This is a genomic window from Sphingomonas sp. FG14 (assembly GCF_057809675.1).
Genome location: NZ_JBMDKK010000001.1, coordinates 682,603 through 707,093, shown reverse-complemented (window position 1 = coordinate 707,093; position 24,491 = coordinate 682,603). Strand labels below are relative to the sequence as shown.

Annotated in this window: 21 protein-coding genes; 14 read left to right on the top strand and 7 right to left on the bottom strand. The window is 64.1% G+C overall.

Going from position 1 to position 24,491, the window contains the following annotated elements; all coding sequences use genetic code 11:
* Positions 1–27 precede the first annotated feature (27 nt).
* Positions 28–2,268, bottom strand: coding sequence for an LPS-assembly protein LptD (locus ACODTA_RS03240; RefSeq protein WP_489064363.1), 2,241 nt, complete (start codon positions 2,266–2,268; stop codon positions 28–30).
* 167 nt (positions 2,269–2,435) lie between these two features.
* Between ACODTA_RS03240 and ACODTA_RS03235 the strand changes: the two genes are divergently transcribed.
* The 3 genes from ACODTA_RS03235 (at position 2,436) to ndk (ending at position 4,854) form a co-directional block, all read left to right on the top strand.
* Positions 2,436–3,911: a leucyl aminopeptidase gene (locus ACODTA_RS03235; RefSeq protein ID WP_489065382.1), complete on the top strand. Its 1,476-nt coding sequence runs from the start codon at positions 2,436–2,438 to the stop codon at positions 3,909–3,911.
* Complete coding sequence (locus ACODTA_RS03230; protein ID WP_489064362.1) at positions 3,911–4,351, top strand: DNA polymerase III subunit chi; 441 nt, start codon at positions 3,911–3,913, stop codon at positions 4,349–4,351. Before ACODTA_RS03235 ends, ACODTA_RS03230 begins: the two co-directional genes overlap by 1 nt.
* Before the next feature lie 80 nt (positions 4,352–4,431).
* Positions 4,432–4,854, top strand: coding sequence for a nucleoside-diphosphate kinase (gene ndk, locus ACODTA_RS03225; RefSeq protein WP_222988444.1), 423 nt, complete (start codon positions 4,432–4,434; stop codon positions 4,852–4,854).
* Positions 4,855–4,911: 57 nt separating this feature from the next.
* Here ndk and purN read toward each other — a convergent pair whose 3' ends face one another.
* Together purN and purM are read right to left on the bottom strand one after the other, a co-directional pair.
* The gene (gene purN, locus ACODTA_RS03220) at positions 4,912–5,874 is read right to left on the bottom strand and encodes a phosphoribosylglycinamide formyltransferase (RefSeq protein WP_489064361.1); all 963 of its coding nucleotides are present in this window, start codon (positions 5,872–5,874) and stop codon (positions 4,912–4,914) included.
* Positions 5,867–6,958, bottom strand: coding sequence for a phosphoribosylformylglycinamidine cyclo-ligase (gene purM / locus ACODTA_RS03215; protein ID WP_489064360.1), 1,092 nt, complete (start codon positions 6,956–6,958; stop codon positions 5,867–5,869). Before purM ends, purN begins: the two co-directional genes overlap by 8 nt.
* A 114-nt stretch (positions 6,959–7,072) precedes the next feature.
* On the opposite strand from purM, the gene ACODTA_RS03210 reads away from it, so the two are divergent.
* The 4 genes from ACODTA_RS03210 to ACODTA_RS03195 all read left to right on the top strand — a co-directional run bounded on the left by ACODTA_RS03210 (position 7,073) and on the right by ACODTA_RS03195 (position 12,743).
* The gene (locus tag ACODTA_RS03210) at positions 7,073–8,335 is read left to right on the top strand and encodes a heavy-metal-associated domain-containing protein (protein ID WP_489064359.1); all 1,263 of its coding nucleotides are present in this window, start codon (positions 7,073–7,075) and stop codon (positions 8,333–8,335) included.
* A gap of 10 nt (positions 8,336–8,345) precedes the next feature.
* On the top strand, positions 8,346–8,966 hold the full coding sequence (locus ACODTA_RS03205; RefSeq protein ID WP_489064358.1) for a P-loop NTPase family protein: 621 nt from the start codon (positions 8,346–8,348) through the stop codon (positions 8,964–8,966).
* A gap of 9 nt (positions 8,967–8,975) precedes the next feature.
* Entirely contained in the window at positions 8,976–11,147 is a 2,172-nt protein-coding gene (locus tag ACODTA_RS03200) for an RNA degradosome polyphosphate kinase (protein ID WP_489064357.1), read from the top strand.
* A gap of 123 nt (positions 11,148–11,270) precedes the next feature.
* Entirely contained in the window at positions 11,271–12,743 is a 1,473-nt protein-coding gene (locus tag ACODTA_RS03195) for a Ppx/GppA phosphatase family protein (RefSeq protein WP_489064356.1), read from the top strand.
* Positions 12,744–12,758: 15 nt separating this feature from the next.
* Here ACODTA_RS03195 and ACODTA_RS03190 read toward each other — a convergent pair whose 3' ends face one another.
* Both ACODTA_RS03190 and rnd read right to left on the bottom strand, forming a co-directional pair.
* The gene (locus ACODTA_RS03190; RefSeq protein ID WP_489064355.1) at positions 12,759–13,040 is read right to left on the bottom strand and encodes an I78 family peptidase inhibitor; all 282 of its coding nucleotides are present in this window, start codon (positions 13,038–13,040) and stop codon (positions 12,759–12,761) included.
* Positions 13,037–14,218 carry a ribonuclease D gene (gene rnd / locus ACODTA_RS03185; protein WP_489064354.1) on the bottom strand — a complete coding sequence of 394 codons (1,182 nt, stop codon included), beginning with the start codon at positions 14,216–14,218 and terminating at the stop codon, positions 13,037–13,039. The genes ACODTA_RS03190 and rnd overlap by 4 nt, the downstream gene beginning before the upstream one ends.
* Positions 14,219–14,321: 103 nt before the next feature.
* On the opposite strand from rnd, the gene aspS reads away from it, so the two are divergent.
* Entirely contained in the window at positions 14,322–16,100 is a 1,779-nt protein-coding gene (gene aspS, locus ACODTA_RS03180) for an aspartate--tRNA ligase (RefSeq protein ID WP_489064353.1), read from the top strand.
* 90 nt (positions 16,101–16,190) lie between these two features.
* On the top strand, positions 16,191–16,991 hold the full coding sequence (locus ACODTA_RS03175; protein ID WP_489064352.1) for a polyphosphate kinase 2 family protein: 801 nt from the start codon (positions 16,191–16,193) through the stop codon (positions 16,989–16,991).
* Positions 16,992–17,006: 15 nt separating this feature from the next.
* Here the strand turns inward: ACODTA_RS03175 and greB are convergent, their stop codons facing one another.
* Positions 17,007–17,489, bottom strand: coding sequence for a transcription elongation factor GreB (gene greB / locus ACODTA_RS03170; RefSeq protein ID WP_489064351.1), 483 nt, complete (start codon positions 17,487–17,489; stop codon positions 17,007–17,009).
* Positions 17,490–17,546: 57 nt separating this feature from the next.
* Positions 17,547–19,562: a lytic transglycosylase domain-containing protein gene (locus ACODTA_RS03165; RefSeq protein ID WP_489064350.1), complete on the bottom strand. Its 2,016-nt coding sequence runs from the start codon at positions 19,560–19,562 to the stop codon at positions 17,547–17,549.
* Between the two features lie 98 nt (positions 19,563–19,660).
* Between ACODTA_RS03165 and dapA the strand changes: the two genes are divergently transcribed.
* The 5 genes from dapA to ACODTA_RS03140 all read left to right on the top strand — a co-directional run bounded on the left by dapA (position 19,661) and on the right by ACODTA_RS03140 (position 24,454).
* Entirely contained in the window at positions 19,661–20,536 is an 876-nt protein-coding gene (gene dapA / locus ACODTA_RS03160; protein WP_489064349.1) for a 4-hydroxy-tetrahydrodipicolinate synthase, read from the top strand.
* Positions 20,536–21,018: an SsrA-binding protein SmpB gene (gene smpB, locus ACODTA_RS03155; RefSeq protein WP_489064348.1), complete on the top strand. Its 483-nt coding sequence runs from the start codon at positions 20,536–20,538 to the stop codon at positions 21,016–21,018. Before dapA ends, smpB begins: the two co-directional genes overlap by 1 nt.
* Positions 21,011–21,592: a DUF2062 domain-containing protein gene (locus ACODTA_RS03150; RefSeq protein WP_489064347.1), complete on the top strand. Its 582-nt coding sequence runs from the start codon at positions 21,011–21,013 to the stop codon at positions 21,590–21,592. The genes smpB and ACODTA_RS03150 overlap by 8 nt, the downstream gene beginning before the upstream one ends.
* 65 nt (positions 21,593–21,657) lie before the next feature.
* Complete coding sequence (locus ACODTA_RS03145; protein WP_489064346.1) at positions 21,658–24,063, top strand: hybrid sensor histidine kinase/response regulator; 2,406 nt, start codon at positions 21,658–21,660, stop codon at positions 24,061–24,063.
* An 88-nt stretch (positions 24,064–24,151) separates the two neighbouring features.
* Positions 24,152–24,454 carry a response regulator gene (locus tag ACODTA_RS03140; protein WP_489064345.1) on the top strand — a complete coding sequence of 101 codons (303 nt, stop codon included), beginning with the start codon at positions 24,152–24,154 and terminating at the stop codon, positions 24,452–24,454.
* Positions 24,455–24,491 lie beyond the last annotated feature (37 nt).

The following is a 24,491-nucleotide window of genomic DNA, read 5'->3' as shown; positions in this document are numbered from 1 at the left end:
CATAAAGATGGACGCATGAACTAGGGCTTACAGGCCCAATTGCTTGAAAGCTACCCGCAACAGATAGGTGTTACCGCGACGTGCGTCACCAGTGTTCGCATAATCGCGTCGCCACGTCACCCCGAGTTCAAGGCATTCGTCCTCATAGGAGAGGCCCAGGCGATGGCGGACGGGTTCATATCCGTCCGCCGTGGTCAGCGGATCCTCCCGCGCACCGGTCAGGTCGATCGTGGTCGATCCGAAGACCGACCAGTATTTCGCGACCTGGACGCGGCCGCCCAGCCGGATCTCCTCGCGATCGCGCAGATCTTCCAGTTGCGGGCCGATATTCCGGTCGAGCCGGAGATAGCCGATCATCGCATAGGTGTTGCGGCCACCGATGGTGGCGTCGATCTCGTTGCGACGGATCGCCAGGCTATCCTTGTCCAGCCGATAGCGATGCGTCAGGCTGACGAAGCGCTTGAAGCGGACGGTGGTGCGGCCGACGATATCCGATGTGCGGTTGGTCAGGCCGGTTCCGTCGGGGAACAGGCCCGGCCGCGCCGAGAGGCGATAGCTCTGGCCGACGATGGTGTTGATCGAGAGCCCTGGACGATCGAGCGACCATTCCACGCCATAGGTGACCCGGGTGCCGTCCTCATAGCGATCATAACCCGGAAAACGATTGATCGCGAACAGGTTGCTGTCTTCCAGGTCGACGGCGCGCGCATCCTCGTTGGGAATGGCGAGATTCCCCTCGACGGGAGAGGCGACGAACTGCACGCGCGGGGTCAGCCGCTGGGTGCCGCCGAAAGCCTCGCCTACAAAAGGCCATTTGACGTCGACCGCGAATGAGGCGACCGATCGGAACGACCAGCCGGGATCGCCGCGATAGGCGGGCGTCACCGTCCTGAGCACTTCGTCGGTATGGTAGGCGTCGCTGCGCGCAAAGGCAGTGAAGGTCACTTCCTGGCCGAGTGGGGTCAACTTGCGCAGGTCCCATCGCGCACTCGCGAAGGCGCGCTGCGTATCCTGGCCGGCGGTCCGGGTCAGGAACAGCGTATTGCCCTGGATCTCGAATGTGCCGCCCAGCAAGCCCTCGCGGAATCGCTGGCGATAGTCGATCACGGGCAAGGCGATCGGCTGCTGACCCTGTACGCCGCCGGCGCGCAAAGTCTGCGTCGCCCAGCCAGCGATCGAGAAATAGCTGTCGGTATCGATTCGTTCGAGGTTGATCGTGGACCGCAGCCGGTCCTCGCGCGTGATGTCGTAGCGCCGCAGGAAGGTCTTGTCGCTCGCCAGTCTTCCGGAACCGGTCAGGCTCCAATAGGGATCGAACTGCAGCTTTCCGCTGACGTCCAGATAGCCGCGAAAATCCTTCTGTCCGGCGGTTCCGGGCACGGCTGGCAGGATGGGCTGGCGCCGCCCATAGGTGCCGTATCCCGTGATCTGGAAGGCGCCGAGATCGGTGAGCGCCCGGAACTGCGCCTCCATCATCGGCAGCGCGTTGGTATAGACATGCGGTGTCAGCGTCAGATCGCGGTCGGATGCCAGCCGCATGTAGTAGGGCAACGCGATCTCGAAGCCGTTGACCCGGTCGTACCGGATGTCGGGCACAAGAATGCCCGACGCCGGCTGATCGCCAACGCTGTGGGTAAGGCCGGGCAGCGGAATGAGCGGCATGCCGAACAGTTCCAGCCGCGCACCCTTGTAGCGGACGCGCTTTCGTCCCGCGTCGTAGGTGACGTTGACTGCGGTGATCTTCCAGGTCGGTTCGCGTGGGCAGCCTTCGGCATCGGTGATCGGGCAGGGTGAGTAGGCGGCCCGGTCAAGCTTGTAGATGTCGCCGCTGCGCGATCCCTTGACCGCGGCCAGCCGGCCACCCTCGTCCAGAACGACCAGCAGATTCTCGACGACGCCGTCGCGCAGCGTGTCGGTCAGGTCCACCTTGTCGCCATAGGCGGTGTCTCCGCCCGGATTGACGACGGCGACATTGCCTTCGGCCATGACCTTGCCGGTGTCGCGATTCCAGACGATCTTGTCCGCGCGCAGCCGGTTGCCTTCGCGGAACATACGCACGTCGCCGCTCGCGGTCACGACCTGCGTGTTGGAATCATATTCCAGATTGCCGGCGGTGAAGGTGATCTCCTCGTCATTGGCCGGCGTCTGACCGGCGGCGGGGAGCGGCGGCGGCGATACGGGCCGTGGCTTGAGATCCTGCGCGCTCGCCGGCGAGGCCAGCAAGGCGCACGGCAGGGCCGCCGAGAGCAGGAAGGTCTTACGCGTCACTTGGGCTCCACAATCCGGCGACAGGGTGCCGCATATCGCACCGGACGAAGCCCGCTGCAACCGGGGCCGCCCCGCGCCGCCACTTCGCCTTTTGCCAGAGGCGGCGGACTGGCCTAACAGGCACTTCGTTTCTTATCACCGCAACTCAGCGAAAGGCCCCTATGTCCATCCGCATCCGTTTCGCCGCCGCCCAGCCCGAAGGTGACCACGCGCTGGCTCTCCCCATTCGCAAGGGCGCCGATTTCCCGGCGGCTCTGCCGGGGCTCGATGCGGCGGGCGTGGCGCTTGCCAAGGCGGCCGCCGTCGCGGCCCGCTTCGAGGGGGAAGTGGGAGCAACCGCCGAACTGGTGGTGGCGCAGGGGCAGGGCGCGCGCCGCGTCGTGCTGTTCGGGCTGGGCGACCGCGACGACAGCGTGGCATGGGAACGCGCCGGTGGTGCGCTGGCCGCGCGCCTGCTGACCTCGGGTGAAACGCGACTCGTTATCGATCTGTCGGGCAGCGTGTCGCGCGCATCCGATGCGGCGGCATTGGCGCTTGGCACCGTGCTCCGGAGCTGGCGCCACGATGTATACCGGACCCGCCTGCCCGAAAAGTCGAAGCCGACCCTCAGTGAAGCCGTGATCGTCGGTGCGGCGGATGGCGCCGAAGCAGCATGGACCACGCAGGAAGCCGTGGCCGAGGGCGTGGCCTTCACGCGTACGCTCGTGTCCGAGCCCGCGAACATCATCTATCCGGAAAGCTTCGTCGAACGCTGCCGGCATCTTGCCGATCTGGGCATCGAGATCGAAGTGCTCGACCGCGCCGCCATGGAAAAACTGGGCATGGGGGCGCTGCTGGGCGTGGCGCAAGGTTCGGCCCGGGCGCCGCAACTGCTGGTTCTGCGCTGGGACGGGACGAACGGTGCGCAAAAAGAGCCGACCGCATTGGTGGGCAAGGGCGTGACATTCGACACCGGCGGCATCTCTATCAAGCCTGCCGCGGGCATGGAGGACATGAAGTGGGACATGGGCGGCGCCGGTGCCGTCGCGGGCGCGATGAAGGCGCTGGCGCTGCGCAAGGCGAAGGCGCATGTCGTCGGCGTGTGTGGGCTGGTGGAGAATATGCCCGACGGGCTGGCGCAGCGGCCGGGCGACGTCGTCACCTCGATGTCGGGCCAGACCATCGAAGTGATCAACACCGATGCCGAAGGCCGGCTGGTGCTTTGCGACGCCATCACCTGGGTGCAGCGCAAATATGCGCCGAAGACGATCGTCGACCTCGCCACGCTGACCGGCGCGATGATCATCGCGCTGGGCAACGAGCATGGTGGCATCTTCGCGAACGACGACGGCCTCGCCGATCAACTCATCGCGGCGGGCAAGGCGGCGGGCGATCCGCTGTGGCGCTTCCCGTTGGGCGATGCCTACAACAAGCTGATCGACTCGCCGATCGCCGACATGAAGAATGTCGGACCGCGCGGCGCCGGATCGATCACCGCGGCGCAGTTCATCCAGCGTTTCGTCGATGACGGCGTTAAATGGGCGCATCTCGATATCGCCGGCATGGTATGGGCCGACAAGGCGGGGCCGACCTGGGAGAAGGGGGCGACCGGCTATGGTGTGCGCCTGCTCGACCGGTTCGTTGCGGACACGCTTGAAGGCTGATGCAGGTCGATTTCTACCAGCTTGGCGGACGGCCGGTCGAACAGGTGCTGCCGGCGATCGCGCAGCGGCTGATCGACTCGGCCGCGCGCCTGCTGGTGGTGACCTCGGACGAAGCGCAACAGGGCCGCATCGATGTCGCGCTGTGGACGGCGCGGCCAGATTCCTTCCTGCCTCATGCGCGTGCGGGCGCGGACGAGGATGCGGTGCAGCCGATCCTGATTTCGGGCGCGATCGACGCGGCAAATGCGGCACGCAATGTCGCGCTGGCCGATGGCGCCTGGCGCGACGAGGCACTGGGCTTCGATCGCGTGTTTCACTTCTTCGATACCGAATCGGTTGATGCCGCGCGCGCGGCATGGCGAGGGCTCAATGGCCGGGACGGCGTCGAGCGGCGCTACTGGGTGCAGAACGAAGCCGGCAAATGGAGTCGGATGGCCTAAGGGCTCCGCTTGCGGTTATGCGCGCTCGCGGCTAAGGGGCGCGCATTCCCACTCTACAGACTATTGGAGCTGTGACGGCCATGGCCGCAAATCGCACTTTTTCGATCATCAAGCCCGACGCAACCCGCCGCAACCTGACCGGTGCGGTCACCAAGATGCTCGAGGAGGCCGGCCTGCGCGTCGTCGCTTCGAAGCGCATCCAGATGACGCAGGAGCAGGCCGAGGGTTTCTACGCGGTCCACAAGGAACGCCCCTTCTTCAACGACCTGGTCAGCTTCATGGTTTCCGGTCCGGTCGTGGTCCAGGTGCTGGAAGGCGAAAACGCCGTCCAGCGCAACCGCGACATCATGGGCGCCACCAACCCCGAGAACGCCGAACCCGGCACGATCCGCAAGGAACTGGCCGAGTCGATCGAAGCCAATTCGGTCCATGGCTCGGACAGCGACGAGAATGCCGCGATCGAGATCGCCTATTTCTTCAAGCCCGAAGAGATTGTCGGCTGATCCTTCGATCAGGACACGCAAGAAGGGCCGCCGGATCATCCGGCGGCCCTTTTTCGTTCAGAAGCTCGCGGCGATATCCATCAATTTGGTGAGCCGCTTGGGCGCGACGGCGCGCCAGCTCTTGTCCAGCCATTCGGCGACATGGTCCCAGTCGGTATCGCCGGTATCGAGCCGGATCGCGATCCAGCTAGCCGCGCCATAATAGGCCGGACGATAATAGAGATCGGGCTCGGCTTCGATCAGCGCCGCCATTTCGTCCTGTCCGCTCGTCTTGACGAGCAGCGCGATCGCCTCCTCACCATGATGGTGGATCGAGACATAGGCGAAGAATTTGCCCGACTTGTCTCCCCCCACGCGCCAGCCCGGCGAACCGTGAGAGGTGCGCGCATCGGTTTCGGGGAGCGCGAGCGCGAGTTCGCCGACCTTGGCGACGATCCACTCGGGTGTGGTTTCGCGGGCGACGTAATCAGCGAGCACGCGCGAATAGAGTTGATGCTCGGCGATCAGCACGCGTGCGGCAAGCGTGTCGGGCGTATCATCGGCGACGATCGCGACTTCGGTCTGGCCCAGCACGGGGCCGTCGTCGAGTTCGGCGGTCACGACATGGACCGAACAGCCCGTCACCCGATCGCCCGCTTCGATCGCTCGTTCATGGATGTCGAGCCCCTTGTATTTGGGCAGCAGCGACGGGTGGATATTGAGCATCCGTCCCGCCCAGCGCGCAACGAATTCTGGCGACAGAAGCCGCATATAGCCGGCGAGCGCTACATAATCGACGCGCGCGGCGCGAAGCTGGGCGTCGACCAGCGCATCGAACTCCGCCCGTTTTAGGCCCTTGTGGCTCTGCGCCCAGGTCGTGATGCCTTCGGCTTCGGCCAGCGCCAGTCCACCTGCCTCGGGATCGTTGGCGGCGACCAGCACGATCTCGAACGGGCAATCGGCGCGTTTCGCCGCATAGACCAGCGCGGCCATGTTCGATCCGCGCCCGGAGATCAGGACGCCGATCCTTGCCTTAGCCATGATGGGTCGCGGTCCAGTCGGCACGCGCGCTCCATGTCTCGGCGCTGCCGGATACGGTGCAGCCGCGCTTGCCCGCTTCGATCCGGCCGATCCGCAATACGGTTTCGCCGGCTGCTTCGAGTGCCGCGGTCAGTTGGACCACATCGGCTTCATTGACGGCCAGGACCATGCCGACGCCGCAGTTGAAGGTGCGCGCCATTTCCTCGGGCTCGATATTGCCCTGCGCTTGCAGGAACGCCATCAATCGAGGCTGCGTCCAGGCATCGGCATCGACATGCGCGTGCAGCCCCTCGGGCAACACGCGCGGGATGTTCTCAAGCAGGCCGCCGCCCGTGATATGCGCGAGCGCGGCGATGCGGCCGGCGCGAATCTGCGGCAGCAGCGAACGTACATAGATACGCGTCGGCGCCATCAGCGCGTCGATCAGCAGCATTTCCTGGTCGAACAGGGCAGGGCGGTCGAGCTTCCAGCCCTTGTCCGCCGCAAGCCTGCGCACCAGCGAGAAGCCGTTGGAATGTACGCCCGACGATGCGAGCCCGAGCAGCACTTGGCCCGCCGCGACGCGATCGCCGGTCAGCGCTTCGCCACGCTCGACCGCGCCGACGCAGAAACCGGCCAGATCATAATCGCCATCGGCATACATGCCGGGCATTTCGGCGGTCTCGCCACCGATCAGCGCACAGCCCGCCTGACGGCATCCTTCGGCGATGGAAGCGATCACGGTTTCGGCGACGCCGCTTTCCAGCCGGCCACAGGCGTAATAATCGAGGAAGAACAGCGGCTCCGCGCCTTGGACGATCAGGTCGTTCGCGCACATCGCGACCAGATCGACGCCGACTCCGTCATGCCGGCCACTGTCGATCGCGAGCTTCAGCTTCGTGCCGACCCCGTCATTGGCGGCGACGAGCAGCGGATCGCGATAGCCCGCCGCCTTGGGATCGAAGAAGCCGCCGAAGCCGCCAAGATCTGCGTCGGCGCCGGGTCGACGCGTCGAGCGCGCGAGCGGACCGATCGCTTTGACGAGGGCATTGCCGGCGGCGATCGAAACGCCTGCCTTGGCGTAGGTATAGGATTCATCGGTCATGGGCCGCGCCTACAGCATTTTCATGGGCAAGTGGGAACCGGTTTTTACCGAAGAATTTGCGAAACCGATCCCATCCCACTTGGATTTCGCTCTTCAACTCGCCAAAAGAGCGCCGTGACGCTCGCCAATCGCATTTATCAGCCCTTGCCGCTGCTCCTCGCGCTGCTCATGCTGGCCGGGCTTGCGGCGGCGGTGTTCGCGCAGATCGAGAGCGGCGATCGCGGCGTGATTCCCATCGATACCAGCGGTAGCCTGGAGGTTCCGGGCGTAACGGTGGATGTGTACGCCAAGACCGCCGATGCGGCCCGACTCGGCGGTTGGCGGCTGGCGCAGCGCAAGGCCTGGCGCGAACTCTGGGGCAAGTATCACCCCGGTACCGGTGCGCCGACGCTGCCGGACGGTACGCTCGATTCGATGGTTTCGAGCATTGTCGTCGAGGATGAGCAGATCAGCTCCAATCGCTATATCGCGCGGCTGGGCGTGTTGTTCGATCGTGCCCGCGCCGGGCAGATCCTGGGCGTGAGCGGTGGTGTCGCGCGTTCGCTGCCAATGCTGGTCATTCCCGTGCAATGGTCGGGCGGACGCCCCGAAAGCTTCGAGCATCGCACCGAATGGCAAAAGGCCTGGGCGCGCTTCCGCACCGGATCCGGCCCGATCGACTATGTCCGCGCGACGGGCACAGGTGCCGATCCGCTGCTGCTCAATGCCGCGCAGGCCGGACGGCGCAACCGCAACTGGTGGCGCCTGCTGCTCGATCAATATGGCGCGGCGGATGTGCTGATTCCGACCGTGAAGCTTGAGCGCCAATGGCCAGGCGGCCCGGTGATCGGCCGCTTCACCGCTGCGTTCGGCCCGGACAGCCGCATTCTTGACCAGTTCACCTTGCGGGCCGAGAATTCGGCGGCGCTCGAAAAGATGCTCGACGAAGGCGTGCGCCGGCTCGACCAGGTCTATTCGCGTGCACAGGCATTCGGCATGCTCCGGCCGGATCCGACACTGATCATCGAGGAACCCGTGGATGCGAGCGCGCTCGAAGAGGCGTTGCCGACGGAGGATGCCGCGGGTGCCGCCACGGACCTGTCAGTTCCAACTGGCGCGCTCAACGTAACCATCCAGTTCGATACCCCCGATGTCGGCTCGGTCACGCGCGCCGAAGGTGCGCTCCGCGCCGTTCCTGGCGTGTCGAGCGCATCGACCACCAGCCTGGCGCTCGGCGGCATCTCGGTGATGCGCGTTGTCTATGCCGGCGATATCGCGACGTTGCGCACGGCGCTTGCCGCGCGCGGTTGGCGCGTCGACGAAGGAGGCGGAGTACTGCGCATCCGCCGCGCCACGGCGCCGCCGCCGCCCGAAGATCAGGTCACGGCGCGCCAATGAGGGCTTGCATGTGAGCCAGATCGCTCTTCCGCTCGACTGGCCGGCGGACGAGACCGATGCCGATTTCCTTGTCAGTGCATCCAATGCGGCGGCGGTCCGCCATCTGGAGCATGTCGGGACCTGGCCGGTCTGGGCGACGGTTCTGAACGGGCCGCGAAAGTCCGGGCGTAGCCTGTTGGGCCGTATCTTCACGCTGAAATCCAAGGGCATTTTGATCGACAATGCCGAGGAGCAATCCGAGGAAAAGATCTTCCACGCCTGGAATGCCGCGCAGGAAATCCGCAAGCCTTTGCTGATCGTCACCGACCGGACGCCGAGTGACTGGCGTCCACGACTGGCGGATTTGCGGTCCAGATTGGCGGCGACGCCGATCATCCGACTCGAGGATCCGGACGACGGGCTGATCGACATGCTGATCGAAAAGCAGCTTGGCGCGCGGGGCATCCTGACGACGCCCGAGTTCCGCGCGTTCGTGGTGGCGCGGATCGAACGCAGCTTCATCGCCGTGCTGCGGTTCGTCGACCTGATCGATCAGGCGGCACTCGCCCGTCGCCGCCGCATCAACATCACGCTCGCACGACAGGTGCTTTCGGAAATGGGTGTCATCGACGAGTCACATTCCAGCGGTTAGGCTAGTGGCATGAGCAGCAGACCAGCCCCCATCCCCTTCGGCAATGACGATGAACCCGACGTGCCGGTCCAGCCCGGCGCTCGTTATTTCAACCGGGAACTGAGCTGGCTCGCCTTTAATCGTCGCGTGCTGGAGGAGGCGACGAACCGGGCGCACCCTTTGCTCGAACGGCTGCGCTTCCTGTCGATCTCTGGCAACAATCTCGACGAATTCTTCATGGTCCGCGTCGCTGGGTTGAAGGGGCAGCAGCTCCAGGCGGTCGAGCAGCGCTCCGCGGATGGCATGACGATTTCGCAGCAACTGGCCGAAATCGCGCGACAGGCGGATCGGCTGATGGCCGAACAACAGGCGATCTGGCGTGAGATCCGGGGTGAATTGCGTCAGGCGGGCATTCGCGTACTCGGAGTCGATGAAATCGGGGAGGCTGTTTCGGATTGGCTCGCCGTCCATTTCCGCGAGCAGATTTTCCCCATCCTGACCCCGCAGGCGCTGGATCCGGCGCACCCCTTTCCGTTCATTCCGAACAAGGGACTGAGCGTCGTCTTCGATCTCAAGCGGCGCTCCGATGGCGAATCGATTCGCGAACTGCTGATGTTGCCAGCGGCGGTGCCTCGCTTCGTTCGCGTGCCTGGCGGGGACACGGCCTGCTATGTCTCGCTCGAAACGGTGATCCGCCATTCGGCAGGCCAGCTCTTTCCCGGATACGACGTCGTCGGCTCTGGCGCGTTCCGCATCATCCGTGACAGCGATATCGAGATCGAGGAAGAAGCGGAGGATCTGGTCCGCTATTTCCGTAGTGCGATCAAGCGCCGGCGGCGGGGCAGGGTGATCCGCCTCAAGCTCGAAAGCGGCATGACGCCCGATGTCGAGAAGCTGGTGAAGCAGGAACTGGGCGGCGAGGATGCGCTGATCACCGAAACCGCGGGATTCCTGGGTATCGGCGAACTGGAACAACTGGTCGACGAGGATCGCCCCGATCTGAAGTTCACCGCCTATGCGCCGCGCTTTCCAGAGCGGATCCGGGAACATGGGGGTGACTGTTTCGCGGCGATCCGCGACAAGGATATCGTCATCCACCACCCCTACGAGACGTTCGATGTCGTGCTGGCTTTCCTCAAGCAGGCGGCGGACGATCCGGACGTGGTGGCGATCAAGCAGACGCTGTACCGCGCGGGCAAGCAGTCGGCGGTGATCCGCGCATTGATCGACGCGGCGGAAGCGGGCAAGTCCGTTACCGCGGTGGTCGAACTGAAGGCGCGTTTCGACGAGGAGCAGAATCTGCTCTGGGCGGCGCAGCTCGAACGTGCCGGTGTCCAGGTGGTCTACGGCTTCATCGACTGGAAGACGCACGCCAAGATCTCGATGGTGGTCCGCCGCGAGGCCGGCACCTATCGCACCTACTGCCATTTCGGGACGGGCAATTATCACCCCGTCACCGCGCGTATCTACACCGATCTCAGCTTCTTCACCGCCGATCCGCGCGTGGGCCGCGATGCCGCGCAGATCTTCAATTACATCACCGGCTATGTCGATCCGCCGGGGCTGGAAGTGGTGACGATGTCGCCCAAGAATCTCCGCTCGTCGCTCTGCGCGCTGATCGATGCGGAGATCGATCATGTCCGTGCCGGCCGTCCCGGTGCGCTTTGGGCGAAGATGAACTCGCTCGTCGATCCGGACATTATCGAGAAGCTGTATGAAGCCAGCAATGCGGGCGTCGAGATTGACCTGATCGTGCGCGGCATCTGCTGCCTGCGCCCGGGCGTTCCGGGTATGTCGGAGAATATCCGCGTGAAATCGGTGATCGGACGCTTCCTGGAGCACAGCCGCATCTGGGCATTCGGCAACGGCAAGGCGCTGCCCAATGACGGCGCGAAGGTCTTCATCTCCTCGGCCGACTGGATGCCGCGAAATTTCGACCGGCGTGTCGAATATATGCTGCCGATCGAGAACCGCACCGTCCATGATCAGGTGCTCGATCAGGTGATGCTCGCCAACCTGCTCGACAATGAGCAGAGCTGGGAGTTGAACGCCGATGGCGATTACGACCGCATCGTTCCCGACGACCGGCCGTTCAATCTTCATCGCTATTTCATGACGAACCCGTCGCTTTCGGGGCGTGGTGCGTCGCTGCACAACAGCGATGCGGTGCCCAAGCTCAGCCTCAGGCGCAGGCGCAAATAGCCGCACTTTTTTGTCGATCCGGCGGATCGCGGAGCTTATGCAGAGGCGGGCGTCGCATCGCGTCGCCATGGATCGGATGGACCCCGGCTTCGTCCGGGCGATGGAAATGGGGTTCAGATTGAGGTGAGCGGCAAGACGAGCATCCCGCGCCGCGCCATCATCGATATCGGGTCGAACTCGATCCGCCTGGTGGTTTTCGACGGTCCCGAACGGTTGCCCGACATCTACTTCAACGAAAAGGTGATGGCCGGGCTGGGGCGTAACCTGTCGCGCGATGGCGTTATCGATTCGGCCTCGATCGAGGTCATGCTGCGCGCATTGCGGCGCTTCCGGCGTCTGGCGGACGAGATGGATGTGGCGAGACTGCGCACCGTCGCCACCGCCGCTATCCGCGAAGCCGCGAATTCAGCGGAGATTCTTGCGCGTATCGCCGAACTCGGCCTGGACGTGGAATTGCTGTCCGGCGAACAGGAGGCCGAAGCGGCGGGACTCGGCGTACTATCGGCGATTCCGGACGCAAATGGCATTGTTGGCGATCTCGGCGGTGGCAGCCTGGAACTTATTCGTGTCCGCGATGGTGTGACGCACGAATCGATCTCGCTTCCGCTGGGCGTGCTGCGGCTGAGCGCGATCCGCGCCAAAGGCAAATCGGTGCTGCGCGCGACGCTTGGCAAGATGATCCGGAAGCAGCGCTGGCTGGATCAGGCGGAAGGGCTGCCCTTTTATCTGGTCGGCGGATCGTGGCGCGCACTCGCACGGCTCGACATGTATCTTACCGGCTATCCGCTGCCGATCATTCATCATTATCGCATGCCGCCGGACAGGGCGGCGCATCTGGTGCGATCGCTTGCGAAGGTCGATCGCAAGAAACTGCAGGACCTCGCGACCCTTTCGACATCGCGTATACCCACATTGGGCGACGCCGCAGCATTGCTGTCTGCCGTCGTCGCGCATCTCGGCTCAAGTGAATTGATCGTTTCGGCCTCGGGACTCCGTGAGGGACTGATGTTCGGCAGGCTCGACGCGGAGACACGGCGTATCGATCCATTGATCGCGGCGACGCGGATGGAAGGGGCGCGACTCAGCCGTTTCCCGGAGCATGGCGATTTGCTCGATCGCTGGATTTCACCCCTGTTCGGGGATGAACCGCCGACCGTGGCGCGGCTGCGACATGCCGCCTGCCTGCTCGCCGATGTGGGTTGGCACGCGAATCCCGAGTTTCGGGCGGAACGCGGACTGGAGATCGCACTGCATGGCAATTGGGCCGCCGTCGATGCCACCGGCCGCGCGATGATGGGGCAGGCGCTCGCCACCAGTTTCGGAGCGGGGAGCGCACCGCTGGCGCAACTCGCGGCATTGGCTCGCCCCGATGCCTTGAGAAAGGCTGCGCTCTGGGGCCTCGCGATGCGGCTGGGCCAGCGTTTCAGTGGCGGCGTCGCCGCGCCGCTTCGGCAGAGCCGCTTGTCGGTCATCGGTGATCGGTTGCAACTGGCGATCAAGACTTCGGATGCCGAACTTTATGGCGAAGCGGTCGAGCGCCGCCATCGCCAACTCGCCGTCGCGATGGGGCTCAGCAGCACGATGACGCTGGTCTGAGTTCGAAACGACAGTTCAGCCGCAACTCACCGAAATGATCTTGCTGTCGCGATCATAGCTGACGGTCAGCCGGTCGACCCGAAAATCCATCGTCATCGCGCTATCTGGCGGCCCCCAGCGCAAGGTGCGTGCTCCAGACGTCTTGAGCAGTTCCGCGCCCAGTTCGGCGCTCACCGTCCGTCCGACATAGGTGGCCAGCCCGTCATTGCGGCATTCGCCGCCGCCCGCGGCAGTCTCCGCCGGAACCGTCGCGCACCCGGCCAGCAGCGCGCATCCGATCAGCCCGAAACGCATCATGCCGTGCCCTCCGTATCCGCCATCGTCATCATCAGCTTGCCACCACGTACGGCGAAGGCAAGCCGCCCTTCGACGAGCGCCAGGGCATCGCGGCCGAACTGCTCGAATCGCCAGCCTTCCAGGATCGCCAGACCATCGCGTCGGCCGGCGGCGAGCAATTCGAGTTCGTCGGTCCGCGCCAGCAGACGCGGTGCCACGCTCGATTCTCGCGCACGGATCTTGAGCAGCAGCTTGAGAAGATCTGCGACCAGTGTTCCGTCCTTGCCCAGGCCCGGCGTGCGATCTTCACGGACTGGCATTTCGGCTGCGGGCAGCGGGGTGGCGGCGGCGAGCGCGGCGATCATGCGTGCGCCGATATCGTTTCCCGCCCAGCTCCCGGAAAGCCCGCGCACCTTGGCGAGATCGGACTGGACGCGCGGCGGATGCGCGGCGATGTCGGCCAGCGTCTCGTCCTTGGCGATGCGCCCGCGCGGCAGATTCTTGTTCTGCGCTTCACGCTCGCGCCATGCGGCCAACGCCTTCAGCCGGCCAAGCACTTCCGGCTTGCGGCTGGGAACCTTGATCCGTTGCCATGCCTGTTCGGGAATGGTGACATAATTGTCGGGATCGGCGATGCGTTCCATTTCCTGATCCAGCCAGTCGCCGCGACCGGTCTTGCGCAGTTTCGCGAGCATCCTGGGAAAGATCTTCACCAGATGCGTGACGTCGCCGATCGCATAGTCGATCTGGCGCTGGTCGAGTGGGCGTCGGCTCCAGTCAGTAAAACGGGCGCCCTTGTCGAGCGTGATGCCCAGCCAGCTATCGACAAGATTGGAATAGCCGACCTGATCGCCTTGCCCCAGCGCCATCGCCGCGATCTGCGTATCGAACAGTGGATGCGGTGTCTTGCCAGTCAGATTATGGACGATCTCGATATCCTGCCCGCCGGCATGGAAGACCTTCAGGACATCCTCGTTATAGACCAGCAATTCGAGCAGCGGCGACAGATCCATGCCTTCGGCCTTGGGATCGATCGCGGCCGCCTCGCTTTCGTCGGCGATCTGGATCAGGCAGAGATCCGGCCAATAGCTGTTCTCGCGCATGAACTCGGTATCGACCGCCACGAAGGGCGATCGCGCGAGGCGGGAACAGAGATCGGAGAGGGTCTTCGAGTCGGTGATGAGCGGATGAACGTGCATCGCGCCCCCTTATACCCGTCTCGCGGGTTGACAAAGCCGCTTCGCCCCTGTGTTAGCGGCCTTTCACCGGCATAGCCGACGAACAACCGGAAAAACGAGCATCATGCACGCCTATCGCACCCATAAATGCGCGGAATTGCGCGCCGCACAGGTTGGAGAGAGCGTTCGCCTCTCAGGCTGGATCCATCGCAAGCGCGATCACGGCGGATTGCTGTTCGTCGATCTGCGCGATCATTACGGCATCACCCAGATCGTGACCGACGTGGATTCGGAAGCGTTCAAGGTGATCGATAAGGCGCGCGCCGAATCAGTGATCACGGTGACGGGCGATGTGGTCGCCCGTTCGCCCGAGACGGTGAACCCCAATCTGCCGACCGGCGAGATCGAGATCCGCGCCCGCGACGTGGCGATCCAGTCGCAGGCGCAGGAATTGCCGCTGCCGGTGTTCGGAGATGCCGAATATCCCGAGGATATCCGCCTGCGCTATCGCTTCCTCGATCTGCGCCGTGAACGCATCCACGCCAATATCGTGCTGCGCAGCCAGGTGATCGCGTCGATCCGCCAGCGCATGATCGGCCAGGGCTTCACCGAGTTCCAGACGCCGATCCTGACCGCGTCGAGCCCCGAGGGCGCGCGGGACTATCTGGTGCCCAGCCGTGTTCATCCCGGCAAATTCTACGCGCTGCCGCAGGCGCCGCAGATGTTCAAGCAGCTGCTGATGGTCGCCGGTTTCGATCGCTATTTCCAGATCGCGCCCTGCTTCCGCGACGAGGACGCACGCGCCGATCGCAGCCCGGGTGAATTTTACCAGCTCGATTTCGAGATGAGCTTCGTCACACAGGACGATGTGTTCGCCGCGATCGAACCGGTGCTGCACGGCGTGTTCGAGGAATTCGCTAACGGTCGCAGTGTCACCCCCGCGCCGTTCCCGCGTATCCCCTACCGCGAATCGATGCTGAAATACGGCAACGACAAACCCGATCTGCGCAACCCGATCGAGATTGTCGACGTCACCGAGCATTTTCGCGACTCGGGCTTTGGCATCTTCGCCGGTATCGTCGCGGGTGGCGGTACGATCCGTGCGATCCCGGCGCCCAGGGCGGGCGAGCGCAGCCGCAAATTCTTTGACGAGATGAACGATTGGTCGCGCACCGAAGGCTATTCGGGGCTCGGCTATATCAACATCAAGGGTGGTGAGGCCGGGGGCCCGATCGCCAAGAATCACGGACCCGAGGCGACCGCGAAGCTGATCGAGGCGCTTGGCCTGGGCCCCGACGACGGCGTGTTCTTCGCCGCCGGCAAGGAAGCCGACGCCGCGAAGCTGGCGGGTCTGGCGCGGACGCGGGCCGGCGAGCAGCTCGGCCTGATCGACGCCAACGCCTTCGCATTCTGCTGGATCGTCGATTTCCCGATGTTCGAGTGGGACGAGGATAACAAGAAGGTCGATTTCAGTCACAACCCCTTCTCGATGCCGCAGGGCGAACTGGAAGCGTTGGAGACCAAGGATCCGCTCGATATCCTCGCTTATCAGTACGACATCGTCTGCAACGGCATAGAATTGAGCTCGGGCGCGATCCGGAACCACCGACCGGAGATCATGTACAAGGCGTTCGAGATCGCCGGCTATAGCCAGGAAGAGGTCGACACCAATTTCGCGGGCATGATCAACGCGTTCAAGTTCGGCGCGCCGCCGCATGGCGGATCGGCGCCGGGCATCGACCGCATCGTCATGCTGCTGGCCGACGAGCCCAATATCCGCGAGGTCATCGTCTTCCCGATGAACCAGAAGGCCGAAGACCTGATGATGGGCGCACCGAGCGCGGTGACCGCCAAGCAACTGCGCGAACTCAACATCCGGATCGTCGAACCTTCGAAGAACTGAACCCATCTCCCCTCCCGCTTGCGGGAGGGGCCGGGGGAGGGCATGTCAGGATATCCCGCATCCGTTCTGTGCGGGATCAAGGAGCCTGCCATGCCCATCGACCTCAGCGACTATGAAAAAGGCGAGAAGTTCGAAGGCGATTATGACGAGGCGCTGAAGGCGGCGCAGGAACGGCTCGCGCGCGTGCAGGCCGCCTATATCTGCCATGGCGCTCGCGCGATCATCCTGTTCGAAGGCTGGGACGCGGCGGGCAAGGGCGGGGCGATCAGCCGGATGACCGCCGAACTCGACCCCCGTTACTTCGAGGTATGGCCGATTTCGGCGCCCACGCCCGAGGAGAAGGAGCGCCATTTCCTCTGGCGCTTCTGGCGGCGCCTGCCGCGTGCGCGCGAGATCGCCGTCTTCGACCGCTCCTGGTACGGTCGCGTGCTTGTCGAGCGTGTCGAAGGGTTCGCAAGGGAATCCGAATGGCGGCGCGGCTATGACGAGATCAACGAGTTCGAGGCGCAGCAGAAGGACGCCGGCACGACGATCGTGAAGCTGTTCCTTCACATCACCCAGCACGAGCAGGACAAGCGTTTGGCCAGCCGGCTCGACCATCCCTGGAAGCGCTGGAAGACCGGCGAAGAGGATTTCCGAAATCGCGCGCGCCGGGCGGATTATCTCAAGGCGATGCACGACATGTTCGCGATCACCGATACGCGTTGGGCGCCTTGGAAGGCGATCGACGCCAACAACAAGAAGGCCGCGCGTATCGCCACGATGATGCATGTCGCCGACCGGCTCGAAGCGGGCGTGAAGATGGAGCCGCCGGCCCTGGATCCGGAGGTCGTGAAGCTCGCGCACAAGGCCTTCGGCTATAAGCCCGACAAGATCGTCGAAGAGGATTGATCGAAGCGCGGCCGCTTATGGATACGCGATCTCGGTCACTTCATATTCGATCGTGCCCGCCGGCAATTCCACGCGCCGCAGGTCGCCGACAGCGGCACCGCGCAGGGCGCGGGCAAGCGGCGCGTTCCAGCCGACCAGACCCTTGCCGGCATCCGCTTCGTCATCACCCACCAGGGTGAATGTTCGCGAGCGATCCTCTTCGTCGGCGATCGTCACCGTCGCACCAAAGAAAATGCGGCCACGATCCTCCTGTTGCGCCGGATCGATCACTTTCGCGGCCTTCATGCGCTTGGCCAGCCAGCCCAGGCGCCGGTCGATCTCGCGCAGGCGCTTGCGCCCGTAAATATAGTCGCCATTCTCGGATCGGTCGCCATTGCCCGCAGCCCATGAGATGACTTCGACCAGCTTGGGCCGCTCGTCGGACAGCAATTGCTGATATTCGGCATGCAGCCGGGAATAGCCGGTTGGGGTGATATAGTTCGGGCGATCGAAGCTCATGCCGGGGCATTAGCTTGCCGGGCCAGGATAGACCATCTCTACCGCTCGTCCCGGCGGTTACCCGGCGCTGCGCTTGCCCAGATACCAGGACAGGGGCGTGCGAGCCCCCTTGCTACGAGCGCGCTCCGGGTTGATCGCATCGTAGACCACCGCATTTTCGAGTACGCGCTGAACATAGTTGCGTGTCTCGAAGATCGGAATCTGTTCGATCCAGTCGATCATGTCGATGCCCGGTGTGCGCGGGTCGCCATTGGCGCGCAGCCATTTGTTCACATTGCCCGGCCCGGCATTATAGGCGGCAACCGCCAGCGGATAGCTGCCGCCGAAATAGTTGAGCATCGACTGGAAATAGGTCGATCCCAGCCGGATGTTATAAAGCGGATCGCCGGTGAGATTGGCGAGATTATAGCTTTCGCCGATCTTGCCCGCGGTTTCGCGCGCAGTACCCGGCATAAGCTGCATCAGGCCACGCGCGCCGGCATGGCTGACGGCTTCACGGTCGAACTGGCTTTCCTGGCGCGTGATCGCATGGACCATCGTGAAGTTCGATTCGTGTCCACTGGGCAGCGTCACCACCGGAAAGCCGGTACGGACATAATCGTTATGGCCGTTGATCCGGGCGCTGCGCGCGATCATCACCCCCAGATCGGGACGCCGGATCTGGCTCGCCAGTTCGGCGGCGAAATGATGGTCGAGATCGCTCTTCGCGTCGTTCGAGATTGTGCGCAGGAACTGGGTCTGGTCGCGCCAGTCGCCCATTTCGCCGAGCATGCGCGCCGCGCGCACGACGCTGCGATCGAAAAAGGCCGAGCGTTCTGCGGCGGACGGCGTGATTGTCGGCCCGGTCGAAGGCGGCGGGATCGGCATGCCAAGTCGTTCGAGCGCGAGCTGTCCGTAGAATTGGTCGTTGAATTCGGAGGCGCGCTGGAAAAAGCCAGTGGCGCGTTCCGCCTGCCCGGCGGAGAGCGCGGCACGGCCCGCCCAGTAGAAGCCCTTGGACTGGGTCTGCGGCGAACGTGCGGCGAGCGCATAGCGCTCGAACATGCCGATCGCATCGGCCGGGCGGGCGAGCTTCTGCATCGCGGTGGTGCCTGCCAGCCATGCCAGGCTGGTGTAATCGTCGCGCTCGCCGATCGGGCGGTCGCGGATGTCGACGCCCGGCGCATAGGCATCGTCGATCCGGCTCGCGATATTATAGGCGAGCGTCCATTGCGTATCGTTCGCGGCGGCGCGCGCATTGGTCAGAAGCGTCTCGAACCATTCCTCGGCATCGAGCGGCGGCACCGTCAGGCTGCGCGGCCCGGCGAGATAGGCGCGCGCCGCCGGACTGTTTCCGGAGGTGCGCAGCCAGCCGGCGCGATCGACGATATAACCGGGGTCGTTCCGGAACCGGTCGTCGAGCGCTGCAGCCTTGGTCGCAGCGTCGGCCGCTTTTGTCTGCATCGCGATTCGCGCTTCGAACAAGGGACGCCTGTCGGGAGAAATGAAGGAAAGCTGGCGGACGGCCGCATTGCTCGCGTTCGACCAGAGCAGGCGCTCCATGCGGAGATCATGGTCGGCGCCGGTCAATATGCCGCCGAAGGCACCGATGATCCGCGCTTCATCCTCGGGCGAGAGCGTACCGCCAGTCCAGGCGCGGCGCGCCACGGCGCGGGCCTGCTCGGTCCGCCCCATCGCCAGCAATGCAATCGCATGGCGGGCCTCACCAGTCGTGGTCAGCGCCGGCATGCGCTCGAAATAGGCGGCCACTTGTGGCGGCGAATAATTATTGGGATTGATCGCGCGTTCCGCTGTTTTCCGCATCGCGGATTCGCCGGGCCAGCCGGGATTGGCGACAAGAAAACTTGCATAGTCGGAGAAGGAATAATTGTCCGACTGGCGCAACCTGTTCCATGTCACGACGGCGTCGGCCACCGGATCGGTGCGCGCAGGGCGCAGCGCGCCGGTGCTCACGCCCTGGAGCTGCGCCTGGTACCAGCTCCGCTGATCGGGGCTCAGCGTCTCCGCCATCGCCATGCTCGACGCCGAAAGCATCAATCCGGCTGAAATCAATCGTAGAACCATGCTGGACATTTTGGCAGTGCGGTCCTTATCAGGCGCTGAACAACGAAACCTATGTGGCATGCGCGATCTATAGACGCGGTCCTGCGACGAATTGAAGGAGCAAAGGCATGTTTTCCGGGTCGATTCCGGCTCTGGCGACGCCGTTTCGCGACGGGGTGTTCGATGAGCACGCCTTTCGTGCCTTTATCGACTGGCAAATCGTCGAGGGAAGCAAGGGACTCGTGCCCTGTGGAACCACCGGCGAATCCGCGACGATGACGATCGAAGAGCATAATCGCGTCATCGAAGTCACGATCGAACAGGCGGCGGGCCGGGTGCCCGTGATCGCCGGCTGCGGATCGAACGATACCGTGGTCGCGCTCGAGCATATGAAGGTCGCGAAGGCTGCGGGCGCCGCTGCCGCACTGGTCGTCGCGCCTTATTACAACAAGCCCAATCAGGAAGGCGTTTACGCGCATTTCGCCTATCTGGCGGAGCGCTGCGATCTCCCGATGGTCCTTTATAATGTTCCAAGCCGAACGATCACCGATATCGAGACACCTACGATGGCGCGGCTGGCCGAGCTGCCGACGGTGATCGGGGTCAAGGACGCCTGCGGCAATGTCGCACGCGTGACGGCGCAGCGCCTGGCTTGCGGTGCCGATTTTTGTCAGCTTTCGGGCAATGACGATATGGCGCTGGGATTCATGGCGATGGGCGGCGTCGGCTGTATTTCTGTCACCGCCAATGTCGCGCCCCGGTTGTGCGCCGAATTCCAGGCCGCCTGCGCCGCTGGTGACTGGGATATCGCTCTTCAGCTTCAGGACCGGCTTTATCCGCTCCACGCCGCGCTGTTCAGCGACGCTTCACCTGGCCCGGTGAAATACGCGCTCAACCGGATGCGCAACGATTTCTCCCCCGATGTCCGTCTGCCGATGACGCTTCCGTCCGCCGCGAGCCGCGCGGCGGTGGACGCGGCGATGGAGATTGCTGGTCTCACCTGATGGCACGTCCGCGCCCCACCGAATTCGACAAGGTCAAGACGGTCGCCGAGAATCGGCGGGCGCGATATGAATATTTCCTCGAGGAGTTCTTCGAGGCGGGGATCGCGCTGACCGGTACGGAAGTGAAGTCGCTGCGATTTGGTGAAGGATCGATCGCGGAAAGCTACGCGGAGGTTCGTGACGACCAGGTCTGGCTCGTCAACGCCAATGTCCCCGAGTTCAGCCACGGTAATCGCTTCAATCACGAGCCGAAGCGGCCACGCAAGCTGTTGCTGCACGAACGCCAGATCAACAAGCTGCGCGCGGGCGTTCAGCGTGAGGGCATGACGCTCATCCCGCTCTCCATCTATTTCAACGGTCGAGGCCGCGCGAAAGTCGAACTCGCGCTCGCCAAGGGCAAGAAGATGCACGACAAGCGCGAAACCGAGCGCGCGCGTGACTGGAAGCGCGACCAAGCGAGGATATTGCGCGACCGTGGCTAGGGAACCCGGAAAATTCGGCGCCTGGGTGCGTCGCAACAGCCCGCGTCGCGAGGAGCTGATTGAAAGCCGCTGGCTGCGCCCGTTCGCACATCGCATCGCGCATAGCGAATTGTGGCGTTTCACCCGCCGATCGGTGCCGCGCGGTGTGTCGCTGGGGCTGTTCGTCGGCATCTTCCTGCTGATTCCGGGCATCCAGATTATCGGTGTCGCAATGCTGGCGCTGCCGTGCCGCGCGAACATTCCGATCGGTGCGGCCATGACGTTCCTCAGCAATCCGGCGACCACGCCGTTCCTGCTGGCGGCGTCGATCTTCGTCGGCAACCGCGCCTTCGGGCTGCATGCCGATGTGACGACGCTGTCCACGCTGTTTTCCGAAGGCGCGAGCCTGGCGGATTGGGCTGCCTGGTTCTTCTCAGACGCGGCGCCCGCGCTGCTGGCGGGGCTCTTCATCATCTCGGTGATCGCGGCGGCGCTCGGCTATGTCATCGCCGCGTTGTTCTGGCGCTGGTGGATCGGCGCGAAATGGCGGAGACGCGGGCACGGTCATATCGATGTGCCGGTGCATACACCCTGATCTTCGGGGCGCGCTTGCGGAGCGCTTGACGCCCGGCTGAACCACGGCGAAGACGGAGATCACGCATGTCCGCACCGCCGCTCCTCACCAACCGCCCTGATCCGTTGCCCAATGCACCGGATCGCATGCTCTGGGCGATGATCGGCGGCGGCGCGTTCGTATCGGCGCTGCTGATCCTCTATGCTGCGGCGAACAGCGTCATGGCGGCCGCTTTCGCCGCCGCGATCGTGACGGCGGGTACGCTGATGATCGTTTTCCGCCGGCTCTACCCGCCCGTGGATACGCAGGTGGGGGGAATCGACTGGTCGCTGACGCGCGAGGCTGCGGACAATGACGGTGCCGCGATCGCGATCACCGATCGCGCGGGACGATTGGTCTGCGCCAATAATCTCTATGGAGAATGGTTTCAGGGTTTCGCGACGCCGCCGAGCTTGCCGATCGGGCAGGGCGGCGTAACGCAACTGACAGCGGCGGGCCGTGAGGCCTGGCGCGACGGGTTGGGCAGCGTCGACCTGATCGAAGCCAATGGGGCGCGCCTGGCCGCACGAGTCATCCGCAGCGGTCGCGCCGAGGATCACCTGCTCTGGCGCTTCACCCGGCATCGCACGCTCGACCTGCGCGCAGAGGCACGCCGCTTGATCGAGGGTGACGGCGGCGATCGGTTGGGTGAGGCCGGGATCATGGTCGCGCTGGTCGGCGGGGAAGGGCGCGTGCGAACTGCCAACCGCGCCTTTATCGTCCGTGCGGCAGGGCGCCCCGATGCTGCCATCGAGGGGCGCGACTTCGTCACCATGCTGACATCCGACCGCGAAGGCGTGCTGCGCTTCGCCGAGGAGGGACCGAAGGGCAATCCGCTCAGGCTGATGCAGATGCCGCTTGAGGCCGGCATGATCGAGAGCCCGACATTGATCTTCCTGATCGATGATGATGCGGCGCAGCCCGAGCGTTTCGCGGGAAAGAGCGGAACCGGCCGGCATCTCCAGACCTTGCTGTCGATGTTGCCGCTGGGCCTGGCGCTCACCGATCGCGACGGGCGCTTCCTGTTCATCAACGAGGCGTTCGCGCGCGCCGCGACGATCGAGCCCGGCACCATGCCAGTCTATCCGGGCGATCTGGTCGTGCGCGAGGACAAGGCGGCGGTGGCCGATACGGTGCGGCGCTTTGGCACGGGCCAGCAGGCGTTGTCGGGCGATATCGCGGTCCGGCTGCGCGCCAATCCGGAAGAGCCGGTGGCACTGACCATCGCGGGTGCACGAGGGTTGGGCGAAGCGGCAGTGCTGCTGAGCCTGAAGGACACCAGCGAGGAATCGAAGCTCAAGCGGCAGGCGGAACAGGCGACAAAGATGCAGGCGGTCGGCCAGCTTGCCGGCGGTGTGGCGCATGACTTCAACAATATTCTGACAGCGATCATCGGCCATTGCGACCTGATGCTGATGCGCCACGCGCCGGGTGATAGCGACTATGATGACATCCAGCAGATTCGCAGCAATTCGAATCGCGCGGCAAGCCTGACACGCCAACTCCTCGCCTTTTCGCGGCAGCAGACGCTCCGCCCTCAGATCCTGCAGCTTCCCGATGTGATCTCTGAGGTGTCGAACCTGCTCAAGCGGCTGCTGGGCGAAACCGTTGTGCTGGAGGTCAGCCATGGCCGCGATCTGGGAGCGGTGCGTGCCGATCCCGGTCAGCTCGAACAGGTGATCGTCAATCTCGCCGTCAATGCGCGCGACGCGATGCAGGCGCGTGGCGGTGGCACCGTGACCATCCAGACATTCGCCGTACCGGCATCGGAAGTGCGGCAGATGGGCAGCGAATTGCTGCCGATCGTCGATTACACGGCGTTCAGCATTTCGGACACGGGAACCGGCATCCCGCCCGAGATCCTGCCCAAGATCTTCGAACCCTTCTTTACCACCAAGGAAGTGGGCAAGGGGACCGGGCTTGGGCTTTCGACGGTCTACGGAATCGTCAAACAGTCCGGCGGCTTCATCTTCGCGGATTCGAAACCGGGCGAAGGAACACGGTTCACAATCTATCTGCCGGTCCATCATGTCGATCCGGCCGTGGAGACTGTGAAGCCCGCGAAGTTGAAGCAGGGCGAACTTTGGGGATCGGGCACGATCCTGCTCGTCGAGGATGAGGATATGGTCCGTGCGGTCGCCGAACGCGCGCTCACCCGTCACGGATATACCGTGCTCACGGCCTCGAACGGAGAAGACGCACTGGAGGTGCTGAACGGCGGGGCGGCGATCGACATGCTGATTTCCGATGTGGTGATGCCCACCATGGATGGGCCCACCATGGTCCGGATCGCGCGCAAGACCTGGCCTGACCTGCCGATTCTCTTCATGTCTGGATATGCTGAGGAACAGTTGCGGAAATCGATCGATCTCGATCGCGTGGCTTTCCTGCCCAAGCCATTCTCCGTCCAGCAACTCGCCGAAGCGGCCCGGTCGGTGATGGAAACGAAATAAAGTCCTTTCGCGGAAGGCTTTGGCTGCTATGAAGCCGCCAATGCCGGGGCTACGCATCCTTATCGTCGAAGACGAGCCCTTGATCGCCATGATGCTCGAGGATTTCGTCGACGCGCTTGATCATCAAGTCGCGGGATTGGCCGACTGTATCGCCGCGGCAATGCCGCTGGTCGAGGCCGGCGCGTTCGATGCCGCGATCCTCGACGTCAATCTGCGCGGTGGCGAGCATTGCTGGCCGGTTGCAGATGCTTTGAGAGCCGCGGGCAAACCGTTCCTGCTGGCCAGCGGCGGTAATGCCGATGGCGCGCCCGAGGTGCATCGTACCGCGCCGATGCTCGCGAAACCCTATACGATGGACGGCGTAAGGGCCGCTCTTGACGCCCTGATCTGACTCGCCGACCAATCGCCCGACAAGACTTTGAGTCGGG

Excerpts from the sequence above, each read along its gene's own strand:
- ACODTA_RS03230 (WP_489064362.1), top strand. The coding sequence starts at position 3,911 with ATGCAGGTCGATTTCTACCAGCTTGGCGGACGGCCGGTCGAACAGGTG.
- ndk (WP_222988444.1), top strand. The coding sequence starts at position 4,432 with ATGGCCGCAAATCGCACTTTTTCGATCATCAAGCCCGACGCAACCCGC.
- purN (WP_489064361.1), bottom strand. The coding sequence starts at position 5,874 with ATGGCTAAGGCAAGGATCGGCGTCCTGATCTCCGGGCGCGGATCGAAC.
- purM (WP_489064360.1), bottom strand. The coding sequence starts at position 6,958 with ATGACCGATGAATCCTATACCTACGCCAAGGCAGGCGTTTCGATCGCC.
- ACODTA_RS03200 (WP_489064357.1), top strand. The coding sequence starts at position 8,976 with ATGAGCAGCAGACCAGCCCCCATCCCCTTCGGCAATGACGATGAACCC.
- ACODTA_RS03190 (WP_489064355.1), bottom strand. The coding sequence starts at position 13,040 with ATGATGCGTTTCGGGCTGATCGGATGCGCGCTGCTGGCCGGGTGCGCG.
- rnd (WP_489064354.1), bottom strand. The coding sequence starts at position 14,218 with ATGCACGTTCATCCGCTCATCACCGACTCGAAGACCCTCTCCGATCTC.
- aspS (WP_489064353.1), top strand. The coding sequence starts at position 14,322 with ATGCACGCCTATCGCACCCATAAATGCGCGGAATTGCGCGCCGCACAG.
- ACODTA_RS03175 (WP_489064352.1), top strand. The coding sequence starts at position 16,191 with ATGCCCATCGACCTCAGCGACTATGAAAAAGGCGAGAAGTTCGAAGGC.
- greB (WP_489064351.1), bottom strand. The coding sequence starts at position 17,489 with ATGAGCTTCGATCGCCCGAACTATATCACCCCAACCGGCTATTCCCGG.
- ACODTA_RS03165 (WP_489064350.1), bottom strand. The coding sequence starts at position 19,562 with ATGTCCAGCATGGTTCTACGATTGATTTCAGCCGGATTGATGCTTTCG.
- dapA (WP_489064349.1), top strand. The coding sequence starts at position 19,661 with ATGTTTTCCGGGTCGATTCCGGCTCTGGCGACGCCGTTTCGCGACGGG.
- smpB (WP_489064348.1), top strand. The coding sequence starts at position 20,536 with ATGGCACGTCCGCGCCCCACCGAATTCGACAAGGTCAAGACGGTCGCC.
- ACODTA_RS03145 (WP_489064346.1), top strand. The coding sequence starts at position 21,658 with ATGTCCGCACCGCCGCTCCTCACCAACCGCCCTGATCCGTTGCCCAAT.
- ACODTA_RS03140 (WP_489064345.1), top strand. The coding sequence starts at position 24,152 with ATGATGCTCGAGGATTTCGTCGACGCGCTTGATCATCAAGTCGCGGGA.